17 protein-coding genes are annotated in these 16,378 nt (G+C 49.5%); 16 read left to right on the top strand and 1 reads right to left on the bottom strand.

All coding sequences use genetic code 11. From position 1 onward, the window contains the following. The 14 genes from rfbB (at position 1) to K0H63_RS12500 (ending at position 13,713) form a co-directional block, all read left to right on the top strand. Positions 1-1,080, top strand: coding sequence for a dTDP-glucose 4,6-dehydratase (gene rfbB, locus K0H63_RS12565; protein WP_220064970.1), 1,080 nt, complete (start codon positions 1-3; stop codon positions 1,078-1,080). Then, positions 1,080-1,967 carry a glucose-1-phosphate thymidylyltransferase RfbA gene (gene rfbA, locus K0H63_RS12560; RefSeq protein ID WP_220064969.1) on the top strand — a complete coding sequence of 296 codons (888 nt, stop codon included), beginning with the start codon at positions 1,080-1,082 and terminating at the stop codon, positions 1,965-1,967. Before rfbB ends, rfbA (K0H63_RS12560) begins: the two co-directional genes overlap by 1 nt. Next, a complete protein-coding gene (rfbD, locus tag K0H63_RS12555; RefSeq protein ID WP_220064968.1) occupies positions 1,964-2,839 on the top strand; it encodes a dTDP-4-dehydrorhamnose reductase in 876 nt (291 codons plus the stop codon). The genes rfbA (K0H63_RS12560) and rfbD (K0H63_RS12555) overlap by 4 nt, the downstream gene beginning before the upstream one ends. Beyond that, the gene (gene rfbC, locus K0H63_RS12550) at positions 2,836-3,381 is read left to right on the top strand and encodes a dTDP-4-dehydrorhamnose 3,5-epimerase (protein ID WP_220064967.1); all 546 of its coding nucleotides are present in this window, start codon (positions 2,836-2,838) and stop codon (positions 3,379-3,381) included. The genes rfbD (K0H63_RS12555) and rfbC (K0H63_RS12550) overlap by 4 nt, the downstream gene beginning before the upstream one ends. Before the next feature lie 2 nt (positions 3,382-3,383). Continuing rightward, entirely contained in the window at positions 3,384-4,445 is a 1,062-nt protein-coding gene (locus K0H63_RS12545; RefSeq protein WP_258405578.1) for a DUF1972 domain-containing protein, read from the top strand. Positions 4,446-4,511: 66 nt separating this feature from the next. After that, positions 4,512-5,396, top strand: coding sequence for a UTP--glucose-1-phosphate uridylyltransferase GalU (gene galU, locus K0H63_RS12540; protein WP_220064966.1), 885 nt, complete (start codon positions 4,512-4,514; stop codon positions 5,394-5,396). A gap of 78 nt (positions 5,397-5,474) precedes the next feature. After that, positions 5,475-6,833, top strand: coding sequence for a phosphoglucosamine mutase (gene glmM / locus K0H63_RS12535; protein WP_220064965.1), 1,359 nt, complete (start codon positions 5,475-5,477; stop codon positions 6,831-6,833). 339 nt (positions 6,834-7,172) lie between these two features. Further along, entirely contained in the window at positions 7,173-8,306 is a 1,134-nt protein-coding gene (locus K0H63_RS12530; RefSeq protein ID WP_220064964.1) for a dTDP-glucose 4,6-dehydratase, read from the top strand. A gap of 25 nt (positions 8,307-8,331) precedes the next feature. Beyond that, positions 8,332-8,697: a four helix bundle protein gene (locus K0H63_RS12525; protein WP_220064963.1), complete on the top strand. Its 366-nt coding sequence runs from the start codon at positions 8,332-8,334 to the stop codon at positions 8,695-8,697. A 4-nt stretch (positions 8,698-8,701) separates the two neighbouring features. After that, positions 8,702-9,604: a glucose-1-phosphate thymidylyltransferase RfbA gene (gene rfbA, locus K0H63_RS12520; protein WP_220064962.1), complete on the top strand. Its 903-nt coding sequence runs from the start codon at positions 8,702-8,704 to the stop codon at positions 9,602-9,604. Between the two features lie 134 nt (positions 9,605-9,738). Beyond that, positions 9,739-10,620: a dTDP-4-dehydrorhamnose reductase gene (rfbD, locus tag K0H63_RS12515; RefSeq protein WP_220064961.1), complete on the top strand. Its 882-nt coding sequence runs from the start codon at positions 9,739-9,741 to the stop codon at positions 10,618-10,620. Between the two features lie 50 nt (positions 10,621-10,670). Beyond that, positions 10,671-11,201 (top strand): dTDP-4-dehydrorhamnose 3,5-epimerase, encoded by a 531-nt coding sequence (rfbC, locus tag K0H63_RS12510; RefSeq protein ID WP_220064960.1) that lies wholly within the window; start codon positions 10,671-10,673, stop codon positions 11,199-11,201. 105 nt (positions 11,202-11,306) lie between these two features. Continuing rightward, positions 11,307-12,665 carry a UDP-glucose dehydrogenase family protein gene (locus tag K0H63_RS12505; RefSeq protein WP_220064959.1) on the top strand — a complete coding sequence of 453 codons (1,359 nt, stop codon included), beginning with the start codon at positions 11,307-11,309 and terminating at the stop codon, positions 12,663-12,665. 40 nt (positions 12,666-12,705) lie between these two features. Next, on the top strand, positions 12,706-13,713 hold the full coding sequence (locus tag K0H63_RS12500) for an NAD-dependent epimerase (protein WP_220067897.1): 1,008 nt from the start codon (positions 12,706-12,708) through the stop codon (positions 13,711-13,713). A 55-nt stretch (positions 13,714-13,768) separates the two neighbouring features. Here K0H63_RS12500 and K0H63_RS12495 read toward each other — a convergent pair whose 3' ends face one another. Beyond that, the gene (locus tag K0H63_RS12495) at positions 13,769-14,296 is read right to left on the bottom strand and encodes a copper resistance protein NlpE (protein ID WP_220064958.1); all 528 of its coding nucleotides are present in this window, start codon (positions 14,294-14,296) and stop codon (positions 13,769-13,771) included. Between the two features lie 271 nt (positions 14,297-14,567). Here K0H63_RS12495 and K0H63_RS12490 point away from each other — a divergent pair, with 271 nt between their 5' ends. Both K0H63_RS12490 and cysQ read left to right on the top strand, forming a co-directional pair. After that, positions 14,568-15,323: a phosphatase gene (locus K0H63_RS12490; protein WP_220064957.1), complete on the top strand. Its 756-nt coding sequence runs from the start codon at positions 14,568-14,570 to the stop codon at positions 15,321-15,323. Between the two features lie 237 nt (positions 15,324-15,560). After that, on the top strand, positions 15,561-16,352 hold the full coding sequence (cysQ, locus tag K0H63_RS12485; protein WP_220064956.1) for a 3'(2'),5'-bisphosphate nucleotidase CysQ: 792 nt from the start codon (positions 15,561-15,563) through the stop codon (positions 16,350-16,352). Positions 16,353-16,378 lie beyond the last annotated feature (26 nt).

The following is a 16,378-nucleotide window of genomic DNA, read 5'->3' as shown; positions in this document are numbered from 1 at the left end:
ATGATAATCTTAGTCAGCGGTGGTGCAGGATTTATAGGTTCTGCGCTTATTAGAGATATTATTCAGAATACCAACTCCAGAGTTGTTAATATTGATAAATTAACTTATGCAGGGAATTTAGAGTCACTGATAGAAGTTAGTAATAGCGACCGTTACACATTTGAGCAGGTTGATATCTGTAATCGAGCTGAACTTGACAGAGTCTTTCGTACCTATCAGCCTCAAGCCGTGATGCATCTAGCGGCGGAAAGTCATGTTGATCGTTCAATATCGGGCCCGGCAGACTTTATTGAGACCAACATCGTTGGTACATACACTCTGCTCGAGGCTGCGCGTGCTTATTGGACTGGTCTGGATGAGCCCAGCAAGTCCGCGTTTCGTTTCCATCATATTTCGACCGATGAAGTGTATGGAGATCTGCCGCACCCGGAAGAGCAAGAAGGTATCTTGCCACTGTTTACTGAATTTACCCCCTATGGTCCTAGCAGCCCTTATTCCGCGTCTAAGGCTTCGAGTGATCATTTAGTACGTGCTTGGCGTCGCACCTATGGTTTGCCGACTATTGTGACCAACTGCTCTAATAACTATGGCCCATATCACTTTCCGGAGAAGCTGATTCCGCTGGTTATTTTAAATGCGCTTGAGGGTAAACCTTTGCCAGTTTACGGTAAAGGAGACCAAATTCGAGATTGGCTGTATGTAGAAGACCATGCCCGCGCATTGTACAAAGTTGTCACCGAAGGTAAGGTTGGAGATACCTATAACATCGGTGGCCATAATGAAAAGCAGAATATTGATGTGGTGCATGCGATTTGCGATTTACTAGATGAATTAGTGCCCAAGTCCCAGTCTTACCGCGAACAGATAACCTTCGTTCCTGATAGACCGGGACACGATCGACGTTACGCCATTGACGCCACCAAAATTGAAGCGGAATTGGGCTGGAGGCCTCGGGAAAGCTTTGAATCTGGTATCCGAAAAACGGTAGAGTGGTATCTTAATAACCAAGATTGGGTGAATAGTGTTAAAAGTGGTGCCTACAGGAATTGGCTGACACTGCAGTACGGAGAAAAGGTTTAATGAAAGGGATAGTGCTGGCTGGAGGTTCTGGTACCCGCCTGTATCCGCTTACTCGTGGCACATCGAAACAGATGCTCCCCATTTATGATAAGCCGATGATTTATTACCCATTATCGACATTGATGTTGGCAGGTATTCGCGAAATATTGGTGATTACTACGCCTGAAGATCAGGCTGGGTTTCAGCGTTTGCTTGGCGACGGCTCAGATTACGGGATAACTCTTTCTTATGCGATTCAGCGTAGCCCTGATGGACTGGCACAGGCGTTTATCATAGGTGAGGAATTTATCGGCAAAGATTCAGTGTGCTTGGTACTCGGCGATAACATCTTCTATGGTCAGTCTTTTTCCAAGACCCTGAAATCTGCCGCGTCCAGAACAATGGGTGCTACCGTATTTGGTTATAAGGTAAAAGATCCCGAACGTTTTGGTGTGGTGGAATTTGACAACGACTTTAAAGCGCTTTCTATAGAAGAAAAGCCTCAGTATCCCAAATCGCATTATGCTGTTACTGGTCTCTACTTTTACGACAACCGTGTTGTTGAGTGGGCTAAGCAAGTGCAACCCTCTGCTCGGGGAGAGTTAGAAATCACAACACTCAACCAGATGTTTCTTGAAGATGGTTCTCTTAATGTTGAGTTGCTCGGACGTGGTTTTGCCTGGCTTGATACAGGTACGCATGAAAGTTTGCATGAGGCCTCTTCTTTTGTACAAACCATCGAAAATGTGCAGGGGTTGAAAGTGGCCTGCCTCGAAGAAATCGCATGGCGAAATGGCTGGTTAACTGACGCTGAGCTTATGGACATCTCAAGCCCTATGCTTAAAAACGAATACGGTCAGTATCTTCGTCGCTTGGTAGACGATGAGCGAAAACGGGGTGGTGTGTGAGAGTGCTGATTACTGGGGCTAATGGCCAGGTAGGACAATTTTTGGTAGACAAGCTTTGTAAGCGAAGCGATGTAGAGCTTTTTGCAATGGATCGTATGCAGCTTGATATCTCAAATAGAGCTGTAGTTCGCGATGCGTTTGAGCGAATAAAGCCTCAGGTTGTCATTAATGCGGCAGCTTATACTGCAGTGGATAAAGCAGAGTCTGAAATAGATCTTTGCTTTGCGGTAAATGAAATCGGTTCTCTTAATCTTGCTCAAGCAAGTGAACAGCATCAAAGTTTACTGTTACATATTTCAACCGACTATGTATTTGATGGTACCAAATCAGGTGCTTACATCGAGTCCGACATCGCTAAACCCACAAGCATCTACGGTCGTAGTAAACATGCTGGTGAGGAGGCCATTAAGACGAATTGCTCATGGTTTGTGATTCTACGTACTGCTTGGGTGTTTTCCGAGCACGGAAGTAATTTCGTCAAAACAATGCTAAGGCTTGCCCAAAGTAAGCCGGAGCTTGGCATTGTGGCCGATCAGTTTGGTGGGCCTACCTATGCCGGTGATATTGCAGACACACTTATAAAAATGATGGATAAGCTCTTGGTCAATAGAGCATTGACGGGCATTTACCATTACTCCGGTTACCCACATGTGAGTTGGTATGATTTTGCTGGCAGGATTTTCGCTTCGGCAATGCAAAAGCAGGTGTTAATGCAAAGCCCGAAGCTAAGACCCATAGAGACAAAAGATTATCCAACTTCAGCGGTACGTCCGGCCAATTCAAGACTTGACTGCGAAGCAATAGCAACAAGGTTTGACATTTCGCCCAGTGACTGGCAGTTGGCATTGGAAAAGATAGAAGACTACAGATGAAAGTAATAGATACAAACATCCCGGATGTAAAAATCATCGAACCGACTGTTTTTGGTGATGAACGTGGTTTTTTTATGGAAACCTGGAATCAGAAGCGGTTTGAAGAGCTGGTTACCGGCAAGCCCACAATCTTCGTTCAGGATAATCATTCAAAATCTAGAAAAGGGATTTTGCGTGGTTTGCATTATCAAACGGTAAATACTCAAGGTAAATTGGTTCGGGTTGTAGCTGGTGAGGTCTATGACGTTGCTGTAGACATTCGCAAGAATTCTCCAACCTTTGGGAAGTGGGTGGGAGTTTATCTTTCTGCTGAGAATAAACGTCAACTCTGGGTACCAGAGGGTTTTGCGCACGGATTTTACGTCACCAGTGATGAGGCTGAATTTGTTTATAAATGTACTGACTATTATAACCCTTCGGCCGAAAAATCAATTTTATGGTCCGACCCGTCATTAGCTGTGACATGGCCAATTACTGTTGAACCAGCTTTGTCTGCGAAAGACGCATCTGCAGTTACTTTATCTTATGCGGAGTTATTATAGTTGTGAAAGTTGCAGTAGTTGGTACGGTTGGCATTCCTGCTTGTTATGGCGGTTTTGAGTCTTTAGTAGAAAACATTACTCTAAATCATTCAGCGGGCGTTGATTACACTGTCTTTTGCAGTGAACACGGGTATTCAGAGAAACTATCAAAACACAATGATGCTGAACTTATCTATCTTCCTTTGCATGCTAATGGCGTTCAAAGTATATTTTATGATATTGCTTCGCTGATTAAATGCCTTTATTTGAAGCCCGATGTGACCTTGGTTTTAGGGGTTTCGGGTTGTACTTTTTTACCATTTTACAAATTGCTCTCCAAGTCAAAGGTTATTACTAATATTGACGGTTTGGAGTGGCGTAGAGATAAATGGAATTGGTTTGCCAGAAAATTTTTAAAACTTTCTGAGCGTCTTGCAGTAAATTTTTCTGATGTGGTTGTATCAGATAACCAGGCTATTACAGATTACGTTTTTTCGGAGTATGGCAAAACGGCTTCAACTATTGCTTACGGCGGTGACCACGCGTTAAGACAGAATGCTTCATTTTTTGATGGTAATGGTTCGTCCTCAATGTATGCGCTTGCTTTGTGTCGCATTGAGCCAGAGAATAATGTCGAGATGATTCTGAATGCTTTTTCCAAATCTAATACTAAAATTAAGTTTGTTGGCAATTGGAATTCTAGTGATTTTGGGAGGAATACAAGGTCTAAATATTCATCCTTCGAAAATATTGAATTGATTGACCCTATTTACGACTTGGACAAACTTTTTGAATTGCGTTCTGGATGTTCTTTCTATGTGCATGGTCACTCTGCAGGTGGTACTAATCCATCTTTGGTTGAAATGATGCATTTTGGATTGCCAATTTTTGCGTTTGATTGTAGTTTTAATCGTTTTAGTACAGAGGACCGTGCATTTTACTTTTCTAGTGTAGAAGAATTGGTTTTTCTTATAACTGATTACCCGTCAGACAAATACAAGTGCAGTGGAGAGTTTATGAAAGATATTGCATCTAAACGATATGCATGGAAAATAATTGCAGCTGATTACGAACGGCTTTATTAAGTTTGCACTGAGAAATTAAAAATTTTTGAGAGTTTTAAATTGTAATTTTGACGGACGTCTTTACATATGAAAGCTGTGATTCCCGTAGCTGGTTTGGGCACACGTATGCTACCAGCGACAAAGGCGATACCCAAAGAAATGCTCCCTTTGGTGGATAAGCCACTCATTCAGTACATTGTGAATGAATGTGCCCAGGCGGGTTTCAAGGAAGTGGTTTTGGTTACCCATGCCAGTAAAAACTCAATTGAGAACCACTTTGATACTTCATACGAGCTTGAGGCTCAGCTCGAAAAAAGGGTTAAACGGCAACTTTTGGATGAAGTGCAATGCATTTGTCCCAGGGGCGTGACTATTATGCATGTTCGTCAGGGCGAGGCTAAAGGCTTGGGTCACGCAATATTGTGCGCCAAACCTGTTATTGGCGACAATCCTTTCGCTGTGGTTTTACCCGATGTGATTTTGGATGAATACAGTGCAGACCAAACTCAAGATAACCTGGCCGTTATGCGTGCTCGATTTGAGGCTACAGCTGCAAGCCAGATTATGGTTGCGCCGGTGCCCGCAGCTGAAGTTAACAAATATGGCATAGCTGATTGTGACGGCATTGGGCTTTGCGCCGGTGAGTCAACCCGCATCAGCCGCATGGTCGAAAAGCCTGCTATTGAAGAAGCCCCCTCGAATCTTGCTGTGGTAGGTAGATATGTGCTCTCTGCCAATATCTGGCCTTTGCTTGCAAAAACGCCATCTGGCGCAGGCGGCGAAATTCAGCTCACTGACGCAATTGACATGCTGATTGCAAACGAGACTGTTGAAGCCTTTCATATGTCAGGTAGCTCACATGACTGTGGTGATAAACTGGGTTATATGACCGCATTCGTAGAGTATGGTTTAAGAGACGCTAATCTTGGGCACGAATTTAAAGCCAGCATAAAGCGTTTGCTAGCCGTATGATTTAGCTACGCAAAGATAAGTGTTAAACGTTAAATTCAGGCCGGGCTTGCCCGGCCTTTATCTTTCTGGGAGTTGGATATGTCACGGAAGTACTTTGGTACCGATGGTGTTCGTGGAAAGGTGGGCGAGTTTCCGATAACTCCTGATTTTGCGCTTAAATTGGGGTGGGCAGCAGGCACTGTGATGGCAGCCTCCGGCACCAAAGAGGTGATCATTGGCAAGGATACCCGCCTGAGTGGTTATATGCTTGAATCTGCGATGGAAGCGGGCTTTTGTGCGGCTGGTGTGAACGTGGCCTTAACCGGGCCTTTGCCAACACCTGCTATTGCCTATCTAACCTCCACCTTCAGGGCCGATGCCGGTGTGGTTATCAGCGCTTCACACAACCCTTATTACGATAACGGTATTAAGTTTTTTGCAAGCACAGGTACCAAGCTTACCGATGAGCAAGAGCTCGAAATCGAGCGTCTGCTGGTTTCAGCCATTGAAGATGGTGCAATGGCTTGTGTAGCGTCTGACAAGCTTGGCAAAGTTCGCCGGATTAATGATGCAGCAGGGCGTTATATCGAATTTTGTAAGGGCACCTTTCCTAATACGCTCTCGTTAAGCGGTTTGAAAATTGTGGCAGACAGTGCCCATGGCGCGGCTTACCACATTGCCAAGAATGTGTACCGTGAGCTGGGTGCTGAGGTCATCAGTATTAATGATAAGCCCGATGGTATTAACATTAACGAGCATTGCGGCGCCACGCACATGGATAGCCTGCAAACTGCTGTGATGATCCACGAAGCGGATTTGGGGATTGCGCTGGATGGCGACGCAGACCGTTTGATGATGGTAGACAGTAAAGGTCAGGTTGTTGATGGCGATGCGTTATTGTATTTGCTGGCCAAATCCGCCCAGCAAAGAGGTGAGCAGGTGCCCGGGGTTATTGGCACCCTGATGTCAAACCTTGGGTTTGAACAGGCTCTTGGTAATCTTGGTATCCCTTTCAAGCGCGCCAAAGTGGGTGATAGATACGTTGTCGAGCTGCTTAAAGAAACAGGTTGGCGCCTGGGCGGTGAAAACTCCGGCCATCTGTTGATGCTCGATTTCACCACAACAGGGGATGCGATAGTCGCTTCGCTGCAGGTACTGAGGGCGTTACTTGAATCCGGTTCAGGCCTTGCTGATGCCATTACCGAGCTTGAGATGTTCCCCCAGGTGCTTATCAATGTGCGATTGAATGGCGATGCAGCCGTTGCCTTGTCGCATCCATCGGTATCCGATTCAGTTGCAACGGCCGAAACGGCGCTTGGCACAGATGGGCGTGTACTGATTCGTAAATCAGGTACTGAGCCCCTCATCCGTGTAATGGTTGAAGCCAAAGATGCCATTAAGGCCAATCAATATGCGGAGCTGATTGCGGATGCCGTAAGGGCCGTATTTCCAGCCTAAGCCTCAGACTTATTTGCCACACTTAAAGCCAGCAAGGTAAACTTGCTGGCTTTTTTGTATTCTGGGCAAAGTTCTTGGTGTGGCTTAAGGGCGCAGCGTCAACGCTTCTGCTGGAACGCACGCGAGGCGAGCTTACAGAACGGCCTTCGGCCTACAGAACGCCGCAAGCAGCTACAGAGCACTGGCGGTGCAAGCTTCCAGGACGACACTTGGTGTCTCTAGGACGCAGCAAAAATCGCTGCTGCCAGGGCGCCCGCAAAGCGGGCTTCTAGGATCTAGAAGCGAAGCGCTCTGTTTTTCTGGAAGGGCGAAGCCCGCTCTGCTTTATTGAGGTTGTCCTTGAAGATTCTTGTCACAGGTGGCTGCGGCTTTATCGGTTCGGCGGTAATCAGACATTTAATCAGTCACACTGAACACAGCGTGGTGAATGTCGACAAGCTGACTTATGCGGCAAATCTGGAGTCGATCGCTGAGGTGGCCGAAAGCGCCAGATACGCGCTTGAGCGTGTGGACATCTGTGACAGACAGGCACTTGGGGCGGTTTTTGCTCGCCATCAGCCCGATGTGGTGATGCACCTTGCTGCAGAAACCCATGTCGACCGCTCTATATCCGGTGCGGATGCCTTTATCCAAACCAACATAGTGGGTACTTACACCTTGTTGGAAGTTGCCCGTGAATACTGGCTGCAGCTCGACGATATGCGTAAAAAAGCATTTCGATTTCATCATGTCTCGACCGATGAAGTATTTGGCGACCTTGCTGACCAAGTTAATGCCGAATGTTTGGTTGTGAATGCTGAATTGAACGCCGGTGGTGCAAATTCACCATTGAGCATTCATGATTCAACGTTAAAAGCAGCGGCACCATTTACCGAAAGCAGCGCTTATGCCCCGTCATCGCCTTATTCCGCCTCCAAGGCATCAAGCGATCACTTGGTTAGGGCATGGCACCGAACCTATGGTTTGCCGATAGTTGTCAGCAACTGCTCCAATAACTACGGGCCATTTCAATACCCGGAAAAACTCATTCCGCTGACTATTCAAAATGCGCTGGCGGGTAAGGCGTTACCCGTATATGGGCAAGGAAATCAAAGCCGCGATTGGCTTTATGTGGAAGACCACGCTAGGGCGCTGCTTGCCGTATTGACCCGTGGGCGGGTAGGCGAGACTTATAACATCGGCGGCAATTGCGAGCGTCAAAATCTCGAGGTGGTTAAAAGCATTTGTGCGATCCTCGACGAGTTGGCTCCCCTGAATGAGCGCGCTCAGGCGCTAAGCACTCATCATTCCCCCCCAGATATTCAACACTACGACAGTCTTATCACTTTCGTAGCTGACAGACCCGGCCATGATGTTCGCTACGCCATCGATGCCAGCAAAATTACCGAAGAGTTCGGCTGGAAACCCCAGGAGACCTTTGAATCCGGACTGCGTAAAACGGTTGAGTGGTATGTTTTGAATGGTGAATGGTGAATGGTGAACTCAGGGAGTAACGCTGATGACTGGTAATGCAGTGCTTGATAAATCGTTTCAATTTGCTGTCAGAATAGTGAAGCTCAGTCAGCACTTAGTGAAAAATCAAAAAGAATTCGTGCTCTCAAAGCAGTTACTCAGATCGGGTACTTCAATTGGGGCCAATGTGAATGAAGCCCAATCCGCACAAAGCCATGCTGATTTTATTGCTAAAATGGCGATAGCGAGCAAGGAAGCCAGAGAGACTCACTATTGGCTATTGCTTTTGTGTGAAACAGACTATCTGAATAGCAAAGATACCCATGTTGTGTCGCTGCTGGAACAAAGTGAAGAGCTAATCAAGCTCATTGTTGCTATCGTAAAATCTGCCCAGCAGAATCAAACTAAGTAAAGTCATGTCACTTAACATTCAGCATTCAGCATTTAACACTCAAACGACCAAAGGCATTATCCTGGCGGGCGGTACCGGCAGCAGGCTTTATCCCATTACCCGCGGCGTATCCAAGCAGTTGTTGCCCGTGTACGACAAACCCATGGTGTACTATCCATTGTCGGTGCTCATGCTTGCCGGCATTCGCGACATTCTGCTGATATCCACGGCAAGTGACCTTGCAGGTTTCCAATCTTTACTCGGTGATGGCAGTGGACTTGGCATTCGCATCAGTTATGCCGTTCAGTCCAAACCAGAAGGGATAGCCCAGGCATTTTTAATCGGTGAAGACTTTATCGGTAATGACAAGGTTGCGCTCATCTTGGGTGACAACATTTTCTACGGCCAAAGCTTTTCCAGGCAGCTGCAGCAGGCCGTGGGTTGCGTTCACGGTGCCACGGTGTTTGCCTACCATGTGACGAATCCCGAGCGATTTGGGGTGGTGGAGTTTGATAACACAGGTCGTGCTGTCAGCATTGAAGAAAAGCCACGCGAGCCAAAGTCCCCTTATGCAGTTACCGGCTTGTATTTTTACGATAATCAGGTCATTGAGATTGCCAAAAGCCTTACACCTTCGGCCCGCGGAGAGCTTGAAATTACCGACATCAATAATGCGTATCTCGCAGCCAACCAATTACAGGTGAGTGTGCTTGGGCGGGGCTTTGCGTGGTTGGATACCGGAACACATGATGCTTTGATGGAAGCGGGGCATTTTGTGCAAACCATTGAAAAGCGACAAGGTCTGAAGATTGCGTGTCTTGAAGAAATCGCCTATCGCCAGGGCTGGATATCGACAGAGATCTTGTTGCAGCACGCAAACGCGCTTAGTCAGAGCGGCTATGGGGACTATTTACGCGGTTTGCTTTAGTGCGCTTCGCGCCAGAGCGCCCACAAAGCGGGCTGCTAGACCCTAGAATCTAGAACCTAGCCCCTAGAACCTAGAAGTCGCAAAGCGACGCTCTAGAAGCGAAGCGCTCTGTTTTCACACAAGGTAATGTTTTGATGAATGTATTACTGCTAGGAGCCAGTGGTCAGGCAGGGCGCGCATTGCTGGCATCCAAGCCGCCGGGTTGGCGAATACTGGCCCCTGCCAAAACTGAGGTGGATTTTCTGCAGCCACAGTCGATAGCGGACTATCTGCTGCTTAATTCGCCTCAGTTGGTGATCAACTGCGCCGCTTATACGGCGGTAGATAAGGCTGAAACAGACACCGAGCCCTGTGTTCGCATAAATGCCGGCGCTTGCGAGCAACTCGCCAGGGCGGCAGCCGTGGCTGATGCGGTGCTGATACATCTTTCTACCGATTACGTGTTTGATGGTCTCCTCGACCGTCCATATCGCGAAGAGGACTCGCCAGCGCCCTTGTCTGTTTATGGGCAATCCAAGTGGTTGGGGGAGCAATCCATAGCCGCCAACTGTGCCAAACATCTTATTGTCAGAACATCCTGGATTTTTGACGCCGAGAGTAACAACTTCGTCAATACCATGCTGCGTTTGGCCGCATCCAAGTCAGAGCTTCGGGTTGTATCGGACCAAGTTGGGGGGCCGACGCCCGCATCTGAGTTGGCCCGAGTGATCTGGCACCTTGCCCGGCAATCCGTGGAGGGAAATGGCCCTTGGGGCGTCTATCACTTTTCCGGCCAGCCCTTTGTCAGTTGGTACGAGTTTGCCACAAGCATTTTGAGTGAGGCATACAGGCTCGGCGTCATCCACCGAATGCCAAAAATAACACCTATCAGCGCCAGTGAGTTCGGCTCCCCTGCGCAGAGGCCAGCAAACTCGAGGCTCGATGGCTCTAAAATCAAGGTATTGTATGGAGTTTCCGCTGCAGACTGGCAGTGTGAGTTAGGTAAAATCCTGGAAGCCAAGGCCAGGGGCCGTTAACTCAGCTACAAACCCTGACTGTTAATCTTTTTACATCGCAGGAGCAATTCATGCAGGTGTTAACCACTGCCATTAATGAGGTAAAGCTAATTATCCCCAAGGTGTTTGAGGATGAACGGGGATACTTTTTCGAAAGCTGGCAGCAGCAGCGTTTTGCCGAAATAATAGCGCCGGTTACCTTTGTGCAGGACAATCAATCCTTGTCCCAAAGGGGCACCCTAAGGGGGCTTCATTGGCAGGAACAGCATCCCCAGGACAAGCTTATTTCCGTGCTGTCGGGCGCTATTTTTGATGTTGCCGTCGATATTCGTCCAGAATCGCCCACCTATGGCAAATGGGTGGGGGAAACGCTCTCTGCAGAAAATCACAGGCAACTCTTCATCCCCAAAGGTTTTGCACACGGCTTTTATGTGTTGTCAGAAACGGCCATCGTCAGTTACAAGTGCAGCGACTTTTATCATCCCGAGGCCGAGTGCAGTATACGGTGGGACGACCCAACCCTCGCAATTCAATGGCCTATTGATGGGCCTCCTTTATTGTCAGCCAAAGACGCCGTAGCGCCGCTTTTTACACCTCGTTAGTTTGTAGCTGTCTAAACCTCTTGCGTACTTTTTATGCGTTTTGTCATATGCTTGCGACAAAACGTATGGCATGCTTAAACATCGTGTTGAGAAACGGGGACACCGATGAAAGTCACAGTGTTTGGTGTAGGTTACGTTGGTTTGGTACAGGGCGCAGTGCTTGCCGAAGTCGGTCATGATGTTCTGTGCGTGGACATAGACGCAGCCAAGATTGAGCGCCTCAATAAAGGTCAGATCCCGATTTATGAGCCAGGTCTTGAAGCCCTGGTAAAGGAACAAACTGCCCATAAGCGTTTGTCATTTTCTACCGATCCCATTGCCGGTGTTGCCCATGGTGAGGTGCTTTTTATCGCTGTGGGTACGCCCCCGGATGAAGATGGCAGCGCCGACCTGGCCCATGTGCTGGCGGTGGCGAAAGATATTGGGCTGCACATGTTTGACCCCAAAATTGTGGTCAACAAAAGCACAGTACCTGTGGGCACGGCCGATAAGGTGCGGGACACCATTGCGGCTGAATTGGCCTCTAGGGATCTGAATATCTGTGTGGATGTAGTCTCCAACCCTGAGTTTCTCAAAGAAGGTGCTGCCCTAGATGACTGCCGTCGACCTGATCGCATCATTATTGGTAGCGATTCACAGGACGCCCAGGACGTGATGCGGGAGCTTTACGCGCCCTTTAACCGCAATCACGACCGCATGATCTTTATGGATGTGCGCAGCGCCGAGCTGACAAAATATGCGGCCAACTGCATGCTGGCCACCAAAATTTCCTTTATGAATGAGATGGCGAATATCGCCGAGCACCTTGGCGCCGATATCGAAATGGTGCGTAAGGGGATAGGTTCAGATCCGCGCATCGGTTACCAGTTTATCTACCCCGGTTGTGGTTATGGGGGCTCCTGTTTCCCTAAAGACGTTAAAGCCCTGGTGAAAACCTCTGAAAAAATTGGCGTTGACGCTCGGGTGCTCAAGTCAGTTGAAGCGGTTAATCTCAAGCAAAAGCAGCGTTTACCGGAATTGGTGAAGCAGCACTTTGGCGAAGACTTATCCGGGCTGGTGTTTGCGCTTTGGGGACTGTCGTTTAAACCCCAGACCGATGATATGCGTGAGGCGCCAAGTCGGGTGGTCATTGAGGCGATTATCGCAGCAGGCGGCGCAGTGCAGGCGTTTGACCCCGAAGCCATGGCTGAAGCACAGCGCATTTATGGTGTACGCGACGAGCTTAAGCTGCTTGGCACCAAGGAAGCGGCGCTCAGTGGCGCAGATGGTCTTATCGTGTGCACCGAGTGGTCGAGTTTCAGGGCGCCGGACTTTAATGAAATCAAACGTCTGCTCAAGCAGCCGGTGATTTTTGACGGCCGCAACCTGTACGACCCTGCACGGCTTGAAACCAAGGGTATTGCCTATTACGGCATTGGCCGTGGTCGGTCGGTAAAGCATCCTGATGTGCGCAAGGTACTTTGATGATTTATGGCAGTGTAAGGGGAATTAAGTGATCCACTCCATGAAAGTGTTGGTAACAGGGGCTGCGGGCTTTATCGGCGCTGCCGCATGCAACAGGCTGCTTGCCGAGGGGCATCAGGTGTATGGCATCGATAATCTTAATGATTACTACGATGTCTCATTGAAGCAGGCGAGGTTGGCCGCTCTGGAATCTCATCCCTACTTTCAGTTTCAGAAAATGGAGCTTGCCGACCGCGGGGCGATTGCAACGCTTTTCGATACCTTAAAGCCCGATTGGGTGCTGCATCTTGGTGCTCAGGCCGGGGTGCGCTACTCCATCGATAATCCCCATGCCTATGCCGATGCCAATTTGGTGGGGCACCTCAATATTCTCGAGGGGTGCCGCCAAAGCGGGGTAAAGCATCTGGTGTATGCTTCCTCAAGTTCAGTTTACGGGCTGAATAAAAAGCTGCCCTTTGCCACCAGTGACTCTGTCGACCATCCGGTGTCCCTCTACGCGGCCACCAAAAAAGCCAACGAGCTGATGTCACACAGTTACGCCCACCTTTATGGCGTGCCCTGCACAGGCTTGAGGTTTTTTACCGTCTATGGCCCCTGGGGCAGGCCGGATATGGCGCCCATGCTGTTCGCCAGGGCCATCATGGCGGGTGAGCCCATCAAGGTGTTTAATCAGGGCGATATGAGCCGCGACTTTACCTTTATCGACGATATCATTGAAGGGGTGGTGGGTGTGTTGCCGCTGCCGCCGAGTGAGTCGCCCGATTGGTCGGTGGAAAGCGGTAAAAGCTCGGAAAGTTCAGCGCCGTACCGGGTGCTCAATATCGGCCACGGCAGCCCTGTGTCTTTGATGCACTTTATTGAAACCCTCGAAAATGCCCTCGGCCGTAAGGCTATCAAGCAGTTTTTGCCGATGCAGGATGGCGATGTGAAAGCCACCTGGGCGGATACTGAGGACTTGTTTGCGATCACCGGCGTACGCCCGAAGGTCGCAATTGAAGAGGGGGTAAAGGCCTTTGCTGACTGGTACTTGGGCTACTTTCGTCCCTGAACCACCCACATAAAAAACGCGCCTCTGGGCGCGTTTTTGCTTCTTGGCCACAGCCTTACAGCTGTTTGCCGAGGCGATAGTGGTCAGCAAGGGCGCCCGTGATGCGCTTGCCGTCACGGTCCAGCATAAACAGCTGGTTTTCACCTACCTGATACCAGGCGCCGCTCTCAAGCTGAATGGCGCCGCCGCTGGTGTTCCATGTGAAGGTGCCACGCTCTTCAAATACCTTGGGCTCGGCTCCGGCTTCTTGCTCACCCAGATACTGAGTCTCGAGCAGATAAGTGCCATCACCATTGATTACCAGGCGGGTGTTGATGCCTTCACAACTGGCGCAGGGGACCACACCTTCATAGCTGCCGGGCCAATCCAGGGAGGTGCGGCTGCTGTCACCAACGGGCAGGGCATCTTTGGCATAGTCGTTCTGTGGCTTTACGGAGGTAGTCCCTTTATCTGACGATGGCGTTGCTGCTTGCAAAGCTTCGGTCTCTAGTGGAGCTTCTGCTTGAGCTGGAGCTTCAGCCTGAGAACAGGCCAGCAAGGGCAGTGTCAGTAAGAATCCGGATAGGAGTTGGGGTAATTTCATGGCAGCTTCAGGGTTAAAACACAGTGCCAACCAGCATACAAGATACAAAACTCAGGGTGAAGCTGACTTTATTGTCTGTTGACAAGGGCATATGTGTCCTGTTGCCGTTTGCGCTGTTGGGGCGCGCTATTGAGATTGTCGTTAATTTAGACACCAGGCTGTTGTTATGTTGGCTTCATGAACAAAAGCCACGCAGTAAAAAATGGCTGGTGTCTCGAAAGTCACTGCAAAACGCTGTTAGAGTGGTCCAAAAGATGCTGAGGAGGAATCTATGCAGTTTCCGGTCGATACCCATACCCACACAGTGGCATCCACCCATGCCTACAGTACCATCCATGATTATCTGGCAGTGGCGAAGGAAAAGGGCATTCGTCTCTTTGCCACCACGGATCATGGCCCGGCCATGAAAGATGCACCGCATTTCTGGCATTTTGTGAATTTACGCGTGCTGCCGCGGGTTTGGCATGGAGTGGGAATTCTGCGGGGTATCGAAGCCAATATCATGAATGAAAAGGGCGAAATCGATTATTTCGGTGAGTATCTGTCCGAGCTCGATTTGGTGCAGGCAGGTTTTCACGAACCTGTGTTTGCGCCAAGCGATAGACTCAGCCACACCCGCGCCATGATTGCCACTATGGAGTCTGGGCTGGTGGATATCATCACCCACCCGGGCAATCCGGCATATCCCATCGATATAGAAGCTGTAGTCGGCGCTGCCAAGGCGTGCAATGTGGCGCTGGAAATCAACAACTCGTCGTTTACAGCATCCCGTAAAGGCAGTGAAGAGAATTGTCTTGCCATTGCCAGGATGGCAGCCAAATTAGACGCTCAGCTCGTCATGGGGTCAGATGCCCACGTTGCATTTGATTTGGGGGGATTTGACCGCTCGCTTGCCATTGTGGATGCGGCGGATTATCCCCGGCAGCGACTATTAAATGAGAACCCAATGGCGTTGCTGCACTTTCTGCAGCTACGTGGCCATCAACACCTCGATGAACTTATCCACTATTTCAGGCCGGTTCTCTGAACTCGCAGCTTGATGGTGCTGCCAGACCTTGCCGCCGGATATGACGGCCGGGCACCGGTGTTTGCCGTGAATACGAATGCACAGCCACTGGCAACCCTTTTCTCAGAGCAGGTGCTGCCTTAGTATCTTTGGCACTGAATTTAACGAAATTGTTATTATTTCCTGCCCGGTGCCGATGGCATAATGGCGGCTTTTGCTTGGCCAGAAAATCATGGACCGCATAGCGCAGGAGGATGTATGACATTGGTGGCATTGGATAAAACGACACTGGATAGACTGGGGCAGATTGCCCGTCAGGCCGGTGCGGCCATAATGGCAGTGTACGGGCAGGATGACGTGGCCGTGACCCAAAAAAGCGACGACAGCCCGGTGACTGCCGCTGATTTGGCCAGCCATACCGTGATAATTGAGCAGCTCGCTGAGGCCTTCCCGCACACGCCAGTGCTGTCCGAAGAGGCTGTCATCGATTGGGAAAGCCGCCGTCAGTGGCAGGAGTACTTCCTTATTGATCCCCTCGATGGCACCAAGGAGTTTATCAAGCGTAACGGTGAGTTTACCGTCAATATTGCACTGGTGAGAGATGGCGTTGCCGTGGCCGGTGTGGTGTTTGCGCCTGTGCTGGATACCTGTTATCTCGGAGCAAATGGACTCGGTGCCTGGCTTGAGCGTCAGGGGGAGCAGCAACCATTGCAGGGCTGTGCGCAAAAACGCGAGGTTCCCGTGGTGGTTGGCAGTCGCTCACATCAGTCTGCCGAGATGGCGGGGTATCTGGCTGAGCTTGGCGACCATGAGCTTCTCAGCGTTGGCAGCTCGCTTAAGTTTTGTATGCTCGCCGAAGGGCGGGCCGACCTGTATCCCCGACTGGGGCCAACCAGTGAGTGGGATACGGCAGCCGCTCAGGCGGTGCTGGAGAGCGCCGGGGGCAGAGTGGTGGTGTATGGGGAAACCAACCCACTGGTTTACAACAAAAAAGAACAGCTTCTTAATCCCTGGTTTATGGCAACTGCGCCGGGGTGGAACGGTGATTAACAGCCCAGGCTGAAGTGGAGAAAGCA

It is taken from the genome of Shewanella zhangzhouensis (assembly GCF_019457615.1).
Taxonomy (GTDB): domain Bacteria; phylum Pseudomonadota; class Gammaproteobacteria; order Enterobacterales; family Shewanellaceae; genus Shewanella; species Shewanella zhangzhouensis.
Note: the sequence above shows the minus strand (reverse complement) of the source record. Positions and strands in the feature narration are given on the sequence as shown.